This is a genomic window from Chitinibacter sp. FCG-7 (genome assembly GCF_040047665.1).
Lineage (GTDB): Bacteria > Pseudomonadota > Gammaproteobacteria > Burkholderiales > Chitinibacteraceae > Chitinibacter > Chitinibacter mangrovi.
In genome coordinates this window covers 2,793,308-2,810,050 of sequence record NZ_CP157355.1, presented here as the reverse complement: position 1 = coordinate 2,810,050, position 16,743 = coordinate 2,793,308, and the positions used below count along the sequence as shown (strand labels likewise).

The 16,743-nt window shown below is 47.2% G+C and carries 12 protein-coding genes and 1 tRNA gene; 2 read left to right on the top strand and 11 right to left on the bottom strand.

Annotated features, from left to right (window positions below; translation table 11 throughout):
• The first annotated feature begins 54 nt into the window (after window positions 1-54).
• Window positions 55-2,724 (top strand): aminopeptidase N, encoded by a 2,670-nt coding sequence (gene pepN / locus ABHF33_RS13295; protein ID WP_348944402.1) that lies wholly within the window; start codon window positions 55-57, stop codon window positions 2,722-2,724.
• Between the two features lie 42 nt (window positions 2,725-2,766).
• Window positions 2,767-3,912, top strand: a complete 1,146-nt coding sequence (locus ABHF33_RS13290) for a hypothetical protein (protein ID WP_348944401.1) — start codon at window positions 2,767-2,769, stop codon at window positions 3,910-3,912.
• A 723-nt stretch (window positions 3,913-4,635) separates the two neighbouring features.
• Here ABHF33_RS13290 and ABHF33_RS13285 read toward each other — a convergent pair.
• The 11 genes from ABHF33_RS13285 to ABHF33_RS13240 all read right to left on the bottom strand — a co-directional run bounded on the left by ABHF33_RS13285 (window position 4,636) and on the right by ABHF33_RS13240 (window position 16,507).
• Window positions 4,636-4,715: transfer RNA gene (locus tag ABHF33_RS13285), tRNA-Leu, on the bottom strand.
• A 76-nt stretch (window positions 4,716-4,791) separates the two neighbouring features.
• Window positions 4,792-6,585 carry a DUF2326 domain-containing protein gene (locus tag ABHF33_RS13280; protein ID WP_348944400.1) on the bottom strand — a complete coding sequence of 598 codons (1,794 nt, stop codon included), beginning with the start codon at window positions 6,583-6,585 and terminating at the stop codon, window positions 4,792-4,794.
• Complete coding sequence (locus ABHF33_RS17040) at window positions 6,582-6,746, bottom strand: ABC-three component system middle component 8 (RefSeq protein WP_432803985.1); 165 nt, start codon at window positions 6,744-6,746, stop codon at window positions 6,582-6,584. The genes ABHF33_RS13280 and ABHF33_RS17040 overlap by 4 nt, the downstream gene beginning before the upstream one ends.
• A 55-nt stretch (window positions 6,747-6,801) precedes the next feature.
• Entirely contained in the window at window positions 6,802-7,767 is a 966-nt protein-coding gene (locus ABHF33_RS13275) for an ABC-three component system protein (RefSeq protein WP_348944399.1), read from the bottom strand.
• Window positions 7,768-7,857: 90 nt separating this feature from the next.
• The gene (locus ABHF33_RS13270) at window positions 7,858-8,889 is read right to left on the bottom strand and encodes a nuclease-related domain-containing protein (RefSeq protein WP_348944398.1); all 1,032 of its coding nucleotides are present in this window, start codon (window positions 8,887-8,889) and stop codon (window positions 7,858-7,860) included.
• Between the two features lie 166 nt (window positions 8,890-9,055).
• Window positions 9,056-11,455: an EcoAI/FtnUII family type I restriction enzme subunit R gene (gene hsdR / locus ABHF33_RS13265; protein ID WP_348944397.1), complete on the bottom strand. Its 2,400-nt coding sequence runs from the start codon at window positions 11,453-11,455 to the stop codon at window positions 9,056-9,058.
• 228 nt (window positions 11,456-11,683) lie between these two features.
• Window positions 11,684-12,643, bottom strand: coding sequence for a RhuM family protein (gene rhuM, locus ABHF33_RS13260; RefSeq protein ID WP_348944396.1), 960 nt, complete (start codon window positions 12,641-12,643; stop codon window positions 11,684-11,686).
• Window positions 12,636-12,878: a hypothetical protein gene (locus tag ABHF33_RS13255; RefSeq protein ID WP_348944395.1), complete on the bottom strand. Its 243-nt coding sequence runs from the start codon at window positions 12,876-12,878 to the stop codon at window positions 12,636-12,638. The genes rhuM and ABHF33_RS13255 overlap by 8 nt, the downstream gene beginning before the upstream one ends.
• A 64-nt stretch (window positions 12,879-12,942) precedes the next feature.
• Window positions 12,943-14,079, bottom strand: a complete 1,137-nt coding sequence (locus tag ABHF33_RS13250) for a restriction endonuclease subunit S (protein ID WP_348944394.1) — start codon at window positions 14,077-14,079, stop codon at window positions 12,943-12,945.
• Window positions 14,080-14,090: 11 nt separating this feature from the next.
• Window positions 14,091-15,545 (bottom strand): type I restriction-modification system subunit M, encoded by a 1,455-nt coding sequence (locus ABHF33_RS13245; protein WP_348944393.1) that lies wholly within the window; start codon window positions 15,543-15,545, stop codon window positions 14,091-14,093.
• A 500-nt stretch (window positions 15,546-16,045) separates the two neighbouring features.
• Window positions 16,046-16,507: a hypothetical protein gene (locus ABHF33_RS13240; RefSeq protein ID WP_348944392.1), complete on the bottom strand. Its 462-nt coding sequence runs from the start codon at window positions 16,505-16,507 to the stop codon at window positions 16,046-16,048.
• Window positions 16,508-16,743 lie beyond the last annotated feature (236 nt).

Below are 16,743 nucleotides of genomic sequence, written 5' to 3'. Positions count from 1 at the left end.
GCAGCCTAGGGTTAATCTTGCAGACTTTATCTGCCAGCCTGAAGAGCCGCATTTATGAGCAGCCGCCAAGCCATCCATCGCCTTGATTATACCCCCCCTAGCTATCTGATTGACCGCGTTGATTTGACTTTCGATCTGGACGATACCCAGACAAAAGTTAGTTCCCGGCTGATCATCCGGCGCAACAAGGGGGTGGCCGCCGATGCGCCACTGGTGCTACATGGCGAAGCTTTGCAGCTGGAGAGCATCAAGCTGGACGGCGCTGCGCTCACGGCCGACAACTACTGTATTGATGAACACACCCTGTCGATCAGCAAGATGCCCGAGGACGGCATCCTGGAAATCATCACCATCGTCGATCCGGCCAGCAACACCAGCCTGATGGGGCTGTATCAATCGAACGGTAATTTCTTTACCCAGTGCGAAGCCGAGGGCTTTCGCAAAATCACCTATTACCTTGATCGCCCGGACGTGATGGCCAAATTCACCACGACGATCATTGCCGACAAGAGCAAGTACCCGGTGCTGCTCTCGAATGGCAATCGCGTTGGCGCGGGTACGCTAGACAAAAACCGTCATTGGGTTAAATGGGTCGATCCATTTAAAAAACCCGCGTATCTGTTTGCGCTGGTAGCTGGTAAGTTGGTCGTACTATCCGGCACACATCAAACGCAATCGGGCCGCACGATCAATATCGAGATCTACGTCGAGCCGGGCAATCTGGATAAATGCCACCATGCACTCGCCGCCGCGCAAAAAGCCATGGCCTGGGACGAAGAACGCTTTGGTCTTGAATACGATCTGGATACCTATATGATCGTTGCCGTGTCGGACTTTAATATGGGCGCGATGGAAAACAAGGGATTGAATATCTTCAATACCAAGTTTGTGCTCGCCAAGCCGGAAACCGCGACCGACATCGATTTTGACGGCATCGACGCCGTGGTGGCGCATGAATACTTCCACAACTGGACCGGCAATCGCGTCACCTGCCGCGACTGGTTCCAGCTCTCGCTCAAAGAAGGCCTCACCGTCTATCGCGATCAGGAATTTTCCAGCGACATCGGCAGCCGCGCTGTGCAACGCATTGGCAATGTACGCACGCTGCGCACCAGCCAGTTTGCCGAAGACGCGGGCCCGCAAGCGCACCCGATCCGCCCGGATGAGTATCTGGAAATCAATAATTTCTACACCATGACCATTTACGAGAAAGGCAGCGAAGTGGTGCGGATGTATGAAACACTACTGGGGCGCGATGGTTTCCGCAAAGGCATGGATTTATATTTCAAACGTCATGATGGTCAGGCCGTGACCTGTGATGACTTCCGTGCGGCGATGGCCGACGCAAATCAAACAGGCTCGAACCATGTGGACTTAACGCAATTTGAACGCTGGTACAGCCAGGCAGGCACCCCTAGGGTATCTGCCCAGGGCTCATACCAGGCTGAGACGCAGAGCTATACCCTCACCCTAACTCAATCGTGCCCGCCTACACCGGGGCAAGACCATAAATTGCCGTTCCATATTCCGTTTGCCATCGGCCTGATCGACCGCCGTGGGCAGGATTTACCGCTGCAGCTGGCAGGCGAAGCCCACGCGGGCGCAACGACGCGCGTCCTGCAGCTGCGTGAAACAACACAAAGCTTTACCTTCACGCATGTGCCCTGTCCACCCGTGCCGTCCCTGCTGCGCGATTTTTCCGCACCAGTGGTACTGGAATACGATTACAGCGACGACGATCTGGTGTTCCTGATGGCGCACGACAGCGATGCCTTTGCGCGCTGGGAAGCGGCCAATACCTTTGCCACCCTGCTGATCAAACGCCTGTATGCCCAGGAAGCCAGCCTGCCGCTGGCCGCACCGGATAACTTTATCGCCGCCTACCGCAAACTGCTCAGCGGCTACATCGAACACGCCGAAAAATTTGACCCCGCGCTGATCGCACTGATGCTGCAGCTGCCGGCAGAAAACTACCTGCTTGAGCAATTATCCGACGTCGATCCAAGCCGCCTTTCACTGGTCTGCCAGACGCTGAAACAGCATATCGCCCGCGAAACGCGACAGGAATTGCTCGCCATTTATCAGCGCCTCAACGACGGCACGCCGTACCGCTACGATGGCGAACAAGTCGCGCGCCGCAGCCTGAAAAATGTCTGCCTCGACTATCTGGCCGAGCTCGACGAGAAAATGATTGCCAGCCTGCTGGCCGATCAATACCGCAAAGCCGACAATATGACCGACCGCCTCGCCGCGCTCAAAGCCCTAGTCAACCGCCACGGCCACGACGAAGGCGAAGAGCAGCTGGCCGATTTTGCTGCGCAATGGAAAGACGACGCACTGGTGATGGACAAATGGTTTGCACTGCAAGCCACCAGCCGCCGCCAGGGCACGCTCAACCGCGTGCAATCTCTGCTGGCGCACCCGGCGTTTTCGCTCAAAAACCCGAATAAAGTGCGCTCGCTGATCACCTCGTTCTGCGTCCTCAATCTACAGCATTTTCACGCCGCAGACGGCTACGGCTACGCATTTGCCGCCGAGAAAATCATCGAACTCGACGCCATCAACCCACAAACCGCCGCCCGGCTCGCTAGCTGCTTTAACCGCTGGAAGAAAATCGAACCATCACGCCGTCAACTGATACAACAGGAGCTCGAACGCATTCGCGATCATCAGGGATTGTCGTCGGATACGTTTGAAATCGTCAATAAAGCACTAATCGCTTAATTCAAAATGGAGAGCTAACGGCTCTCCATTTTTTGAGAAAAAATGACATTAATTATTGCTAAAATTACTGAAAATCAAATTAATATAATTGGCGACACCAAGTTAACCATTCATAAAAATCCAAAAGCAAACCCATACAAAGATGGATGCCTAAAGCAGTACATATTAAATGATACAACAGCAATTGCTTTTGCAGGACTTCAAGAGCATTTTGAAGAAGCTCTACCAAAAATCAAAAAAGCTAATACTACAGAAGAAATTATCAACATCACTTGTGCGGCTCAAAAAGAAGGGGCTGACTTTGAGCTTCTGCTAGCCGACTTAAGTAATCTATCACTAAAATTCATAAAGAACTCTATAGTAAGCGATACTATAGCGGGATATCTTGGGGACAAAAGTGCGTTTGAGATTTACCAAAAATATTACCATACAGAGTCAAATGAAAACCAAATTTTAAACACCGCAACTCTTCAAATAGTTCAGCAACCTGACCCACAAAGATCAGATTACTCAAATTGTTTCAATGCCTTTAAAAAGACAATGCTAGACCCTAATAATGCAACAACAGGAGGAGTCCTAGTTCCTTTATGTAGTCACCAAGGAAAATTTAGGTATATGGGATATGCCGACATTAACTCCGATCCAATTATTCTTGAAAACCTGCCAACAACACCCACACCAATAACCTTTGGGTCCGCTGAAAAAGATGGATTTAGTGTCGAATTTTTCAGCAACAACCTTGGTAAAGAGATGGGGACTGAACCTAGCTTTTATTGCCTTCAAGGTGAATTTGGCATTCTATACAAAGAAAATACATCAGGACTAAAGAAAGCAATATTAATTAATGCAAAAAACCCAGCCTTTTGGTGGATAGTAGCAAAAAAACTAACCGGAATTTCAATTTCTTCTGCCTATTTAACAATTGATCATTGTGGGGTTGCAGGTGAATACTTTTTAAGGCACGAAAATTACACTGACGCTCGTGAGTGCTACACACTTGGTTTAGCTGCAGGTGAACCACGCAGAGAAATTAATGATCGCTATACTGCAGGTTACGTAACTTCATTGCTTAACATAGGCGAAATTGAAACTGCGCTTAAAACCCTAAATGCGATTCTTGAGCAGCCATCAAACCACCCAATGTGCCATGCTTTACGGCAACAAATTACCACTAAATTGGGACTGTGAAATAATTTCAACGCTGTTAGCATGAGCTATTCAGGCAGTATTTCTTTACATCACGTATTGCCGTAAGAATATTTTTAACGATTGCAACGATATACTCACCCAACAAAGGAATATTCTCAATGCACGTTGATACGAAGCGAGCTGATTGTTCTGGGACTTAAAATCCCGTCCAAGCTGGCCGAGTGAGGCGCGAGACAAATAGTTTTATCGCTTGGCTCGCAACGAGCGAGGGAACGGCGGAGCCGCCAGCGCCTCGGGTCGCCTTCCTTTGCTTACTTTCCTTGGCGACGCAAGGAAAGTAAGTCCCCGTCGCGGATTGCGACTGTAAAACATCGTGCCGAAGGCACTAAAAACAAAAGGCCAGCGTATCTAAACGCCGGCTTTAGGGTATCACCTCATAGGCCAATACCTTATTAGCCTACAAACAAATACTACTGCACCGTATTATTTATCGGCCCATTATCACCAGCGTACAAAACACCAATATCGACCGGATCAAAAGTGTATTCCTTGCCGCAGAAATCGCACACTACATTGAAATCGGCTTAATCATAATGAGTGAGCACACTAGCCCGATTGGCTTTCAAGCCCGAATGTTTTGCTGAATGAGCACATCGACTTCAATTGATCACTGTTGGCTACACAGAGCCTTCACAACCGTACTTTAAAATCATAAGGCGAAAAAAAAAGCACCTAGCGTTTCCGCTAAGTGCTTGATTTTATTGGTGGGCCCACACGGACTTGAACCGTGGACCAAAGGATTATGAGTCACACACAATAAACTTCTATGCCTCTCTATACCCTGCATAAACAACATTCTGCAACATATAACGCCGCAATATTCTGCTATGTTTTGCTACAGCGTTGACAGTCGGTTGACTACCATGATGGCAACTTAAATAGCAGGCCATCCTCCCCTTGATCATGCAGCAAGCGAATAACCTCACCATCAACAAACCGGAGGCGCTCTCCATTAACATAAGGAAGATCAGAATCGATGGAAGTCATAATCTCTTGAATTCCATACTGTCGACCATACAGCTTAAAGATGTCTAACAACTTAACTTTTTTACGATCATCTAGCGTTTCTAAAGCACCGTCATGATATACAAAATGTGGATATTCAGTAGATGAATAAGCCCTTGCAACGGCAAGATCAAATGCAATACACAAAAGCTTCCGATAAGAATGTCCTCTACCTGCCTCAGTCGGCCCCTCGGAACCAATAATATCGGCTTTGAACTGGAGGTTGCCTTCCTTATTTGTTGAAGTTGAAATTATTGCATCACGATCAATTACATACTTCACAATTTCAGAAAAATAAATTCTTATCTTCCCATAGCGAGACTCGGGAGAATTCATTTCATGCAGATGATTAGATAATTCCTCTTGATTTTTTGCTAGATCACTAAGTGCCTTGGCGATTTCAGTTCTTAACTTAATTATTTCCCCTGCCTGCGACCTAACCCCTTCCCAATACGTAATCTCTGCCTTAATCTTGGTTAGTTGAGCACTAATTTCTTTATATTTTCTAAATACATCCTCGTCACTAAGAAAAGATAGAAGATCCGACCTTTTTTTATTTTTCTCATCAATTTCAGCTACAATAGACTCTAAAGAACCTTCCATACGACTCAACTCAGCACGAAGAACTCCATTTCTTTCCTCAGTTATTTTCCGATTAAACTCAATTAATTCCTCGTACGACTTCTTTAATTGACCCGGAAATATTACGCCTGCCTGCAGAAAAATAGACTCAGCTTCTTTAGGATCAAAAGCAACAGAGTCAACCACAATAGATGATTTAAGCTTTTTAATTGTTGCAGTGCAGTAGTACTTTTCTTTATTAAGCTGCGCTATTTCAACGTCAAGAACATCAACGAGTTCTTTATTGTAGTCAGAGTCACGTAGTGAAAAATCAAATGCGTCAAGAGCGCTCTCAACCTCCAATGCTTTACTTCTTTTTAAAAGCAAAACACCATCAAGTTTATCAATTCCATCAACCTTCTCTGGAATTCGAGTAGAAAGTGTGCTCAAATCATGATTAAGCGACTCTATTTTTTGAGTCAATTCATAGTTTTTTGCAACTAGCTCAGCATTAAAACCCAAAATGTGTGCAAGATAGGGCTTCCATTCGCTATGGGAACCTTTAAATTTTGTTAGCTGAAAAACATCATCATAATCATTTTGCCTACGTAAGATGTAGCCAAGCGGCTTTCTATAATCAAAATTAGTGCCTAATCCTGACAACTCTAAGAAGTTATCAAGCATAATTCTTGCGCTGTCTATTTTTACTTTTACATGATCCCAGTCAGCATCACCCAACGACCTAAAATCATTTTCTTTGGCGGTCGTTTTCTTAAAAGCAATTTTAGAATTTTCTGCAACAGATCGCTTAATAGTTAGAAATGAAGATGGCGCCAGCTCAACTTCCAAATAAAAAATGAAATCTTTAAATTTATCAAACTGGCTAAATAAAAAAAACTCAGGGGATCTCTTCAAAAGCAGACAAAAATCGATCAATAAAGCTAACGTACTTTTTCCCAAATTGTGCGTATCTTTATTTCGATTACTTTCATCGCGAATCTCACCCAACACCACATTCAACCCTTCGTTGAAGTGAATCGACGGAAAGACATGCTCATTGCTACAATAAATTTTAGATAATTTCATGAGCCTACATACTCAAAAGTATCATTCTTTGGATGATATACAACAAGCCCAAGCAAAAATAAAACATTGATGGCAGGCAGAAATAATGGGGCAGAGTCTGCAACAGACGAAACCAGTAAGTTCTTAAGTTTCTCGAAACTTTCCACCCTATCCTTCCTCATCCTTTTTAGCAAAAACGTAGCTACAGCAATCACTGTTTTATCTGGATGAGTGTGTCTACTTAACACTAGCTGCATTTTTAAACCCCAAGTCACAACACCAATACATATAATATATAAAGGTAGACGTTAGCCTTCTATTACGGCCAAGATCTGAATCACGTTCTAGAAGCAATTTAATTAGCCAATTCAAGAGCCCATCAAATGATTGACTCTGCATTCTATTATCAAGCAACCATCTAGTAAATTCATCCAAGGCATCGTTATAAGTCAATTTTAAATCTGAATTTATTGGATTTTGCAAAAAATCTTCAATTGTGTAAAAATCAATAACTCTGTCTAAAATTTCGGCAGCATACTCTGCCGAAAGTCCGTGCCTTAGGTTTTTTTCATTGAATGGTTCGCGCACAAAGTCAGTATTAATATTATTACAATCTCGACCCGGTCTCACACCGCTATTCAAGTGACCTTTAATTGACAATAGAACATTGGCTAATGCATCAGGTGAAATCTGTAAAGGTAGATTTGTAATGTTAATACCAGCATTACTTATTGCTTGCGGAAAATCCTTAAGTAATGAATTGAGAGCTTCTACTCCCAGTATTGAAATTTTAGACTTACACAACCCGGTCTCGGAAGCAATTCGATCTAAAATAGATTCATTAGCTAAAGCGCCTAGTTTCCTATTGGAAAATAGCATATAAGCATCAAGATGACCATCATCATAAAGTTTTTTAATTCTTCTAATTTCTTTTGTCAGAATACTGGTCTCTGACTCGCCAAAGTCAGAATCTGAAAACTTTGCATTCAATTCAGATGTATGCTTTGCTTGAATAATAATTTTTCCAGACCACGGTTCAGACTTCGATGGCCAATCATCTGCAACGCCATGAAAACGACCGTCGCGCCCACCATCTGGACCTGTAGCAAACCCTTGAATAGCGCGCCCCAAAATCCCTTTACAAACTTCAACAACCAAAAGCTCAAATTGGCTGTCATACAAATCATGGTAGCAGAGCTTCATAAAGGTTTTCTCTAAAAAAGGGGCAAAATAGCGACTGTACTGCAACCTAAGCGTGCAGTACAGAGCAACTCAACGTCTGCTTCTACCAAGCTAAATCAGCAAGCTTTCAGGCCAAATAAAATAAGCCCCAAATTTCGGGCTAAACTTCGCCTCACCACCCGCAGCCTTGCCCTGCACGGTAAGTTTGGGCTTGCCATCAACGATCTCGACAAAGCCCTTTTCAGCCAATTTATCAATCAGTTCTTGGGTATTTTTGAGCCCTAGCTTGGCTGCGAGCTTGGAGCTGGTGAGTTTTGATACCTCATCCACAACTTCAGTGGTAGGTGCAACCTCAACAGGTGGCTGCGCCGTGTTCGCCTCTTTTGCTACTTCTGCTTGAGCTAAAGTTGCAAGCTCATTGATCCCAAACTTGGCTTTGTAGTCGGGCTTTATTGGGCGATGGTGTCTCGTGAATATCTCAGCAACTTCCATTACAGTTTCGCCGCTGACGATCTTGGCCAAGCTACCAAACATACGTCCAAAGCTTGCATCATCAGCATTGGTCTTCGTAACCCATTCCAATACCTGTTCAGCCTTGATGACGTTTTTGGTGTCGAAATTTTTAGGACGCGTAATGCGTTGTTTGTTGCTAACCATCACCACGCTAGTAAAGGACGGCATCAGCGTTACACCAAGGCGTGTAGGTAGCGGCAGCGTCTTGCTAAGGGCCTTTAGCACTTCAATGTGCTTTTCATTCTGCGCTAATGGACTGGGAATACCGATGGGCTTCTTGTTGTACCAAGCGGTGAACTCGCCCTGCTCGTTAATTTGCAAGTCTGCGCTGAAGTTCTTAGTTTCGATCACAAATACATCAAGCAGGCGATTGATCAGCAAATGATCAATCTGCGCCACTCGTCCATTGTGCTCGATACGCAGGTCATGAATCACCGCCCAGTTTTTTGAATCCTTCAGGTAGAAGTTGATTTCATACTCACTGTTTTGCTCGCCCTGAACCCCTTGCTTGAGAGCATGTATTTCTTTGGTGATTAGCTCACGCTGCTTGGTGCTCACATTTGGTAAAACCAGTAGTTGATTAAGTTCATCAAGCTGGGCTTGTTTTGAGTCTGGATTTTTAATAATCATCTAGAAATCGACTAAACCTTAATAGATTCAACACCGAGAAGCATCTTGCGCTTAAGCTCATCTTCTCGCCCATTAAAAACCGCCAGCACCGCCCTGCTGGGCCGTACTGGCTGGCAGCCTACCTGCTGGTCGGCTCGCCAAACTGCGATTTAATATTGATCGAAAATCAAACCGTTTCCAGATACAGGTACTTTTGAAACCCGGTAAAAACCTTGTTGATTTCAGCGGGCTTGCCAAGATCAGCTGCGGCATCTGCTAGCGAGTCGTGGTATTTCAGTTTCAGCAATGGCGTGAGTTTAGTTTGATCCAGCTCTTCCACGCCCAAATTCACGTAATGCGACAACACAAAATCCAAGAACACCTGCTGCTTACTGTTGAAGTTGGTACTGATCAACGCCATCGCCTTGGCTGCGCGCTCTTCTCGCGTCAACGGGCTCATTGCGTAGGCCACATGCGCTAGCACATCGAATAAATCGCTATTCTCGGCCTCAATAATTTTCTGCATTTCCTGCAACTGATCCTTGCCAAAGCCTTTTTCAGCCAAGCCTTCCAGTAGCTTCTTGCGCGTATCGGGTGACATCCACAAAGTACGCAGCTCTTCTTCGTTTTTGAAAAAGTCCGGCAATTGGCCAAACAGCATTTCCATGAATTCTTGCGCGGCCATTGGTGTGCCGTCTGGATGCCAAAAGCTAGTGCAAGTCATGTGCTGAATGGCTCGCACTTTGCCATCGGACAGCTTCACTTTGGCTTTAGGTTTTTTCTTGCATACGCAAGGTTCTTGCCCACATTCTTTGCAGATTTCAGGTGGGCATACGCACGGCTGCTGGCCACACGTTTTGCATGGCTTTGGCGGAGTTTTCTCGCATTTGCAGGGGTATAGCCCGCACGTTGGGCAAGTCGCCGGGTCAACAGGCTCACCATCCCAATCCGGGTCGCTAAACAGGTGGTGCGCCTTCACAAAGTCATAAATCGTGAAATAGTCTTTACCATCGTAAAGCCGCGTACCGCGCCCGATGATCTGCTTAAATTCGATCATTGAAGTCACTGGCCGCATCAACACCACATTACGCACATTGCGCGCATCCACGCCCGTAGATAGCTTTTGTGAGGTCGTCAAAATCGTCGGTATCGACTTTTCGTTATCCTGAAAATCGCGCAAATGCTGCTCACCCAAAGCACCATCATTGGCGGTAACGCGGTGGCAGTAATTCGGGTTGCTACTGGTTTTGATCTGGTTGATCAAATCCCGTACCGCTAGCGCATGAATCTGGTTGGCACAAAAAACCAGCGTTTTTTCGTTCTGGTTAATTTTCGACATAAACAGCTTCACCCGATGCTGCTCACGCTCTTTGATTTCGATAATTTTGTTGAAGTCTTTTTCTTCGTAGCGTTTGCCCTTCTCGACTTCACCCTCGATCACCGCATCATCCGGGGTGTAAACGTATTCATCCAGTGTGGTCGATATTTGCTTCACGCGGAACGGGGTCAAAAAGCCATCGTTGATGCCGTCTTTCAGCGAATAGCTATACACAGGCTCGCCAAAATAGGCGTAGGTATCGACGTTATCTTTCCGCTTTGGCGTGGCTGTTAGACCCAGCTGCACGGCGGGCGAAAAGTATTCCAAGATACCGCGCCAGTTGCCTTCGTCTTTCGCGCCTCCACGGTGGCACTCGTCAATGATGATGAAATCGAAAAAGTCAGCGGGGTATTCACCAAAATAAGGTAAAGGCTGGCCATCCTTGCCCTTACCGCTCATAAACGTCTGAAAGATGGTGAAAAAGATGCTGCCGTTTTTCGGGACTTTGCCTTTTTTCTTGATGTCGTCCGGTTCGATCCGCACCAGTGCATCTTCAGGGAAGGCAGAAAAAGAGTTATAGGCTTGATCGGCCAATACATTACGGTCAGCCAAAAACAGAATGCGTGGGCGGCGTTGTGGCTCGTTACTGGTTTTCCAGTCGGTTAGATTCCAGCGCGATTGAAACAGCTTCCACGCCAGTTGAAAGCCAACAAAGGTTTTGCCTGTACCCGTTGCCAACGTCAGCAAAATGCGGCTGCGCTGCTCGGCCACTGCAGCTAATACGCGCTCAACGGCAATATCCTGATAGTAACGGCCTTGGAAATAGCCGCCTCGGTCTTCAAACGGAATCGCCGCAAAACGATCACGCCAAGCATTTTGCGTGGCAAAGGTTAGATTCCACAGCTCATCCGGGCTTGGGAAACCAACCCGCTCGCCTTCCGTACCCTGCTCCATATCAATCGCATACACGCCCTGCCCGTTACTGGCATAGGTGAAGCGAATCGACAACTTGCCAGCGTAATCCTTGGCCTGCCCTACACCTTCGCTCAGCGGTTTATCCCAAGCTTTGGCTTCCACAACAGCTAGCTTGGTATTGCGGTAGATCAGTACATAATCGGCGCTCAATGCCTTGCCGCGTTTGCCATGCCCTTCCAGCCGCCCCAGCGTAATCGGGTATTCCCGACGAATACGGCTTTCATCGACCACACCCCAGCCAGCGGCTACTAGCATGGGGTCAATATGTTCGGCACGGGTTTCGGCTTCGTTCATGAAACATTCCTGTTATTTTTTCACGGCACACAGCAATCAGTTTTACACGGACTAACATGGCTTCATCGCTCGCCGCTGCTGGCTAAAACATCAGCAAAAACGGCGTCGATCAAAACCCAATCAAGAAAAAATCGCACTACCAACCAGCCATAAACCTTTGATTTTCATCGGTCTACGGCTCAAAAAACCATCTACACACCTACCACAATCAAAACACGATCAAGAAACTCAAGCCTTGGCCAGCATGTTCATAATCAATCGAATCAAGGTTTCTTTCTGCGCGGGGTCTGATTCAGCGACCAGTAGCGCCAACGCAGCCAAGCCGATGTCGTTAATTACGGGCTGGCCTACCGCATCAAGCAAACGGCCATTGCGGTGCAGAAAATCAACAAACAAAAACGCGCCGCTGCGCTTGTTGCCATCAGCGAACGGGTGATTTTTGATAACGAAGTACAGTAAATGCGCTGCCTTGGCTTCTACGCTTGGATAAGCAGGCTCACCAAACACGCTTTGATCCAGATTACCCAACAAGGCGCTAAAGCCATCGCCGCGCTCGCGGGCGAATAGCTCGGCGGCCTCGCCTTTGGTCATCAAATCAGCCTTCAGCCGTGCCAGTGCTTGCCGCGCCTCATCCACACTAGGCAGCGCACCGCCCGCGATGGTCGGCGGGTCGGTCAGCAGCCCTTCGTCGTATCGCTGCAGCAGCAAAAAGGTTTGCGCGTAGCGGGTCACAATATCCACCAAGCCGCGCCCGGTATCGGCCAATAGTTCGGGGCTTTGCGATGCCTTTTTCACCAAAGACAGCGCGGCTTCCAGCTCGCGGGCGTTAGCTTCAAAGCGCTCGCGGTTGATCGTATAGCCTTGGGTTAAATGCTCGCGCAGGCGTTGTGTGGCCCATTGGCGAAAACGGGTGCCCTGTATAGATTTGACGCGATAACCCACCGAAATAATCACATCAAGGTTGTAAACCTCGACGGGTTTGTCTGAGTTTGCAATATGCATTTTTTGCATACTGCTTTCCTTGTCCAGCTCACCCTCTTTGAAAATATTGCCGATATGCCGGGAAACCACCGACTGATCACGCGCAAACAAAGCGACCATTTGCGCCTGCGTCAGCCACACCGTTTCTTGCGCCAAACGGACTTCCACAACGCCGTTTTCAGCTTGAAAAATAATCAGCTCATCCATTACAAACGCCCTCAATGGCAACTGTTTCCATTTTGGAAACGCTTGGATTTTGGCAACCCATCACCTCGCGCTCCAGCTCGCCGCCGGCAAAGATGTTTTTTAGGTGTTTGGAGATCGCCGCTTTCTGTACGCCAAACACATTGGCTATCTGCTCTTGCGACAGCCGTACCATCTCTTGCGCTACGCGCACTTCAACCGTGTCGTTGTCGGCCTGATAGATCGTGATTTCGCTCATGGCATACCCTTAGCAGTATTGCCATATAGGACAATATCAATAATGGCTACAAGCAAATACCCCATTACAATTCACCACTAAATGCTTGCTGCAGCAAGGCTTTTTTTAACTCGTCAAGCGCAGCGAGTTTTTGCTGGTAAATAGCTTCGAGGCGTTGGGTTTCGACGGCTAATTGGTCAATGTGCTCAAGCAACGCTGGTAGCTGCGCCAATGGTGGAGCTGGCAACTTAAAGCGTTTCAAAGCCTCGCCAGTCAAATGCTGAATACCCGAGCCAGTAAAATATTGCTTAAGACCGCCAGTTTTATCCAGCAAGAACAGGTAATAAACAAACCACTGATTTAGGTTTTGCTCATGAAAGCGAACCCGATGGAGTGCTTTTTGAAAAAATATGGGCTCATCCTTTTCCCAAATCGCACAGCGCCCCGGATACCCACCTTCACAAATTAAAACATCACCTTTAACCGCAGTGTACTTTTCAACTTCAGTCTCAAGAAAACGCATTTCAAGTACATCTGAAAGGTCAAAATCAAACCATCGGACATTTATATTTCGTAGATAGGGCTGCATTTCACCCTGATTTTTTGCTTTATCAAGCATTTTACCAAGTGAATGCTTCGCTAATTCGCCAATCGTTTTCTCAGTCCAGCCTTCACCTTTAGACGTGAAAATCAATTGCAAATTGCTTTCAAATAAAGCACGGGCGTTTTGTAGGTTTTTTTCGGCATTGGCTTTGGCCGTGGCAATCCCTTCAAACGCCTCATCCAGAATGGCAACAATGCGCTGCTGCTCGGCCAGCGGGGGAATTGGAATTTCGAAGCCGAGCACGTCATTCATCTGTGCACGTGGCATTCGTGCACCAGTACAGGTTGCATTGATTCGCTCACACGTCGTATCAGCAAGAAGCCAAAACAAAAGATACGACCGTGATAGTTCTGAGCACGGCTTTAACGGGAAGATTTCCGTTGAACAATGGCCGTCGAAATCTGGCGCGAGCACCTTATTCAGATAAGGCCTAAGTCGTCCATAAAGGACGTGCTCATTGGAAAAACGAAAAGTCGAGCTTTTGACTGGCTGCGGCTCGCTTGAGCCGATAAAGCGGGCCGTGTGCGACTCAATGTGCTCTAGTCCGACATAAGGCAAGCCACAATGAATACTCTGCACTTTATCGAAAGAACAAACCTCGCCCAGTGTTTTCGTCACCCACCCCGCCTTCATAACAAACCCCGAATCGCAGCCAGCACTTCGGCACTTTCAGCATCCAGCTCGGCGATTTCATCCATGATGTCTTGCGGGCTACGGTGAATCACCTCTTCGCCGCCATTCGGATTTTTAACCGACAAATCGTAGGTGGCAGTATCAAGATCGGCGACATCGAGGCTCCAGCTTTTCGCTGAATCGGCGCTGCTGGCTTGCAGCGCAATAAATTCGGCTAGGTCGTCGTCGTTCAGCGGGTTGGTTTTGCCCATATTGCGGCCCGGATCAAGCTGGTAAAACCAGACCTTGCGCGTGGGCGAGCCTTTTTCAAAAAACAGCACCACGGTTTTAACGCCAGCACCTTGGAACGTACCGCTCGGGCAATCGAGCACGGCGTACAGATTGCAGCTTTCCAGTAGTAGCTTGCGCAAACTGACCGAAGCATTATCGGTATTGGATAGGAAAGTATTTTTGATCACCACCGCAGCCCGGCCACCTGCTTTGAGCATTTTGATGAAATGTTGCATAAACAGAAATGCAGTTTCGCCCGTGCGGATCGGGAAGTTTTGCTGCACTTCCTTGCGCTCTTTGCCGCCAAACGGCGGATTGGCCAGAATGACATCCATGCGGTCTTTGTCTTGGATGTCGGCAAGGTTTTCAGCCAGCGTGTTGGTGTGCTGAATATTCGGCGCTTCGATGCCGTGCAGGATCATATTCATGATCGCAATCACGTAGGCGAGCGATTTTTTCTCTTTGCCGTAGAAAGTGCGCTCTTGCAGCGTTTTCAGGTCGTCGGTGGTGCGATTGGGCGTTTGATTGAGGTAATCAAAGGCTTCGCACAAAAAGCCCGCCGAGCCGCATGCGCCGTCATAAATGCGCTCGCCGATTTTCGGCTTGGTGACGGCAATCATGGCCCGAATCAGCGGGCGTGGCGTGTAGTATTCGCCGCCGTTACGCCCGGCATTGCCCATGTTCTTGATTTTGGCTTCGTACAGGTGCGATAGCTCGTGCTTTTCCACCTGCGAGCCGAATTTCAGTTCGTCGATATGGTCGATGACATCGCGCAGCGTGTAGCCACTTTGAATCTTGTTTTTGATCTCGCCGAAAATTTCGCCGATTTTGTATTCAATGGTGTTCGGGCCTGCGGCTTTTTGCTTGAAGCCTTGCAGGTAGGGAAACAGGCGAATATCAACGAACTGGCGCAAGTCGTCGCCTGTCATCGCAGCGTTGTGGTCGATATTGCCGTCAGCATCTTTCGGCGCGGCCCAATAACCCCAGCGGAACGGCTCGGCCAAAATGTAGGTGTACTCACGGCCTTCCAGCTCGGCCTCCATCGCCTTGCCCTCTTCCAGCGCGTCCAGATACTTCAGAAACAACAGCCAAGAGGTTTGCTCGGTGTAGTCCAGCTCGGTGGTGCAGCCAGATTCCTTGTGCAAGATGTCGTCGATATTTTTAAAAGCTTGTTCAAACATGGGATGGATCACTTTAACTAGATGGCGAATGCTTTGCGCCGGATTGAAGGGCAAAGCAGCCTAAAGGCGTAATTTACCGACTTACAGGAAACAGTACAAATCAGCCGATCAATAAATGACGAAACCAGTCAGAAATCTTCAATTTGACGAAACTTTTAGGGGCCAGATATACATTGCTATCAAATTCCCTATCCTGCGTTAGCTCAGCCCCACTCAGAGCAACTTTCACATGAGAAAGTCGAATAGCAGGACGACACGATTTGTAGCAAGGGGATAGCGGGATATTAATATTGCTATCTGAAACCCTATCCTGCGTTAGCCCCAACCCCCTTGCCAAACGCTTTCGCATGCGAAAGTGACTGTATTGGTCAACAGGTCTGCGCGTGGAAATGGTGAATAATGAGAGTGGGGAGACTTAGATATAAATTGCTAACAAATTCCCTATCCTGTATCAGCTAGCTTTAACATCCCCAGGGACTGTCGGATACGCAAGTTTGCAGCTACTTACTTCCCTTCAAGCGCTGTTCGAGTGCCAGCAGCGATGGGTAAATTAGCTCGCCTTTTTCCCGCATTAGATTGATATGGGCAAGAGCAAGATCACGACCCATATTGGGGATGTCGTCGGGGTCGGGTAAGTTGGCCATGTCGATGATGTCTGCATGCATGGGGTGCATGAGTTGCTGAAGCAAAAACCAAGTTTTATGCTCGACATCTTTCGACATAGCATCAATCAGTGCCTTGTTTCCAGCCATATCAAGAATATCCAAACTCCGGCTTTGCTGTACAAACCGCCACTGCATGGCCGTAATTTCAGCGATAAAGGCTTTATCCTGTTTTGCCTCAACTTTGGTTTCTTCAGCGTAAAGTAGCTCTGAACATTCCGCTACACGCGTGCCAATCATAGCCCGTGCAACATCATAAAAAAGTTCTTCGTCATCAGTTGCCCATCTTCGTGTGCTCATTGTTTAGTTTCTCCTGTGGTTATTTAGCCGACGATTATTTGATTAGCTACTCCACTCAGAATCATCAATCGGCAAGCCCCCATCAAGCTGATGAGTGTTTACAAAAGTACCAATACCATTATTGATGCAAAATCATCAATCAGCTCTACAAAGTGCTGCAATAGTTGCTGTCCATAGGGCAACTGCTGGTCTACTGATTATTAAAAGATTAAAGAAGATTAGGGCTCGCACACCAT

Coding starts and splice junctions, on each gene's coding strand:
- pepN (WP_348944402.1), top strand. CDS start 55: ATGAGCAGCCGCCAAGCCATCCATCGCCTTGATTATACCCCCCCTAGC.
- ABHF33_RS13290 (WP_348944401.1), top strand. CDS start 2,767: ATGACATTAATTATTGCTAAAATTACTGAAAATCAAATTAATATAATT.
- ABHF33_RS13280 (WP_348944400.1), bottom strand. CDS start 6,585: ATGAAATTATCTAAAATTTATTGTAGCAATGAGCATGTCTTTCCGTCG.
- ABHF33_RS17040 (WP_432803985.1), bottom strand. CDS start 6,746: ATGAGGAAGGATAGGGTGGAAAGTTTCGAGAAACTTAAGAACTTACTG.
- ABHF33_RS13275 (WP_348944399.1), bottom strand. CDS start 7,767: ATGAAGCTCTGCTACCATGATTTGTATGACAGCCAATTTGAGCTTTTG.
- ABHF33_RS13270 (WP_348944398.1), bottom strand. CDS start 8,889: ATGATTATTAAAAATCCAGACTCAAAACAAGCCCAGCTTGATGAACTT.
- hsdR (WP_348944397.1), bottom strand. CDS start 11,455: ATGAACGAAGCCGAAACCCGTGCCGAACATATTGACCCCATGCTAGTA.
- rhuM (WP_348944396.1), bottom strand. CDS start 12,643: ATGGATGAGCTGATTATTTTTCAAGCTGAAAACGGCGTTGTGGAAGTC.
- ABHF33_RS13255 (WP_348944395.1), bottom strand. CDS start 12,878: ATGAGCGAAATCACGATCTATCAGGCCGACAACGACACGGTTGAAGTG.
- ABHF33_RS13245 (WP_348944393.1), bottom strand. CDS start 15,545: ATGTTTGAACAAGCTTTTAAAAATATCGACGACATCTTGCACAAGGAA.
- ABHF33_RS13240 (WP_348944392.1), bottom strand. CDS start 16,507: ATGAGCACACGAAGATGGGCAACTGATGACGAAGAACTTTTTTATGAT.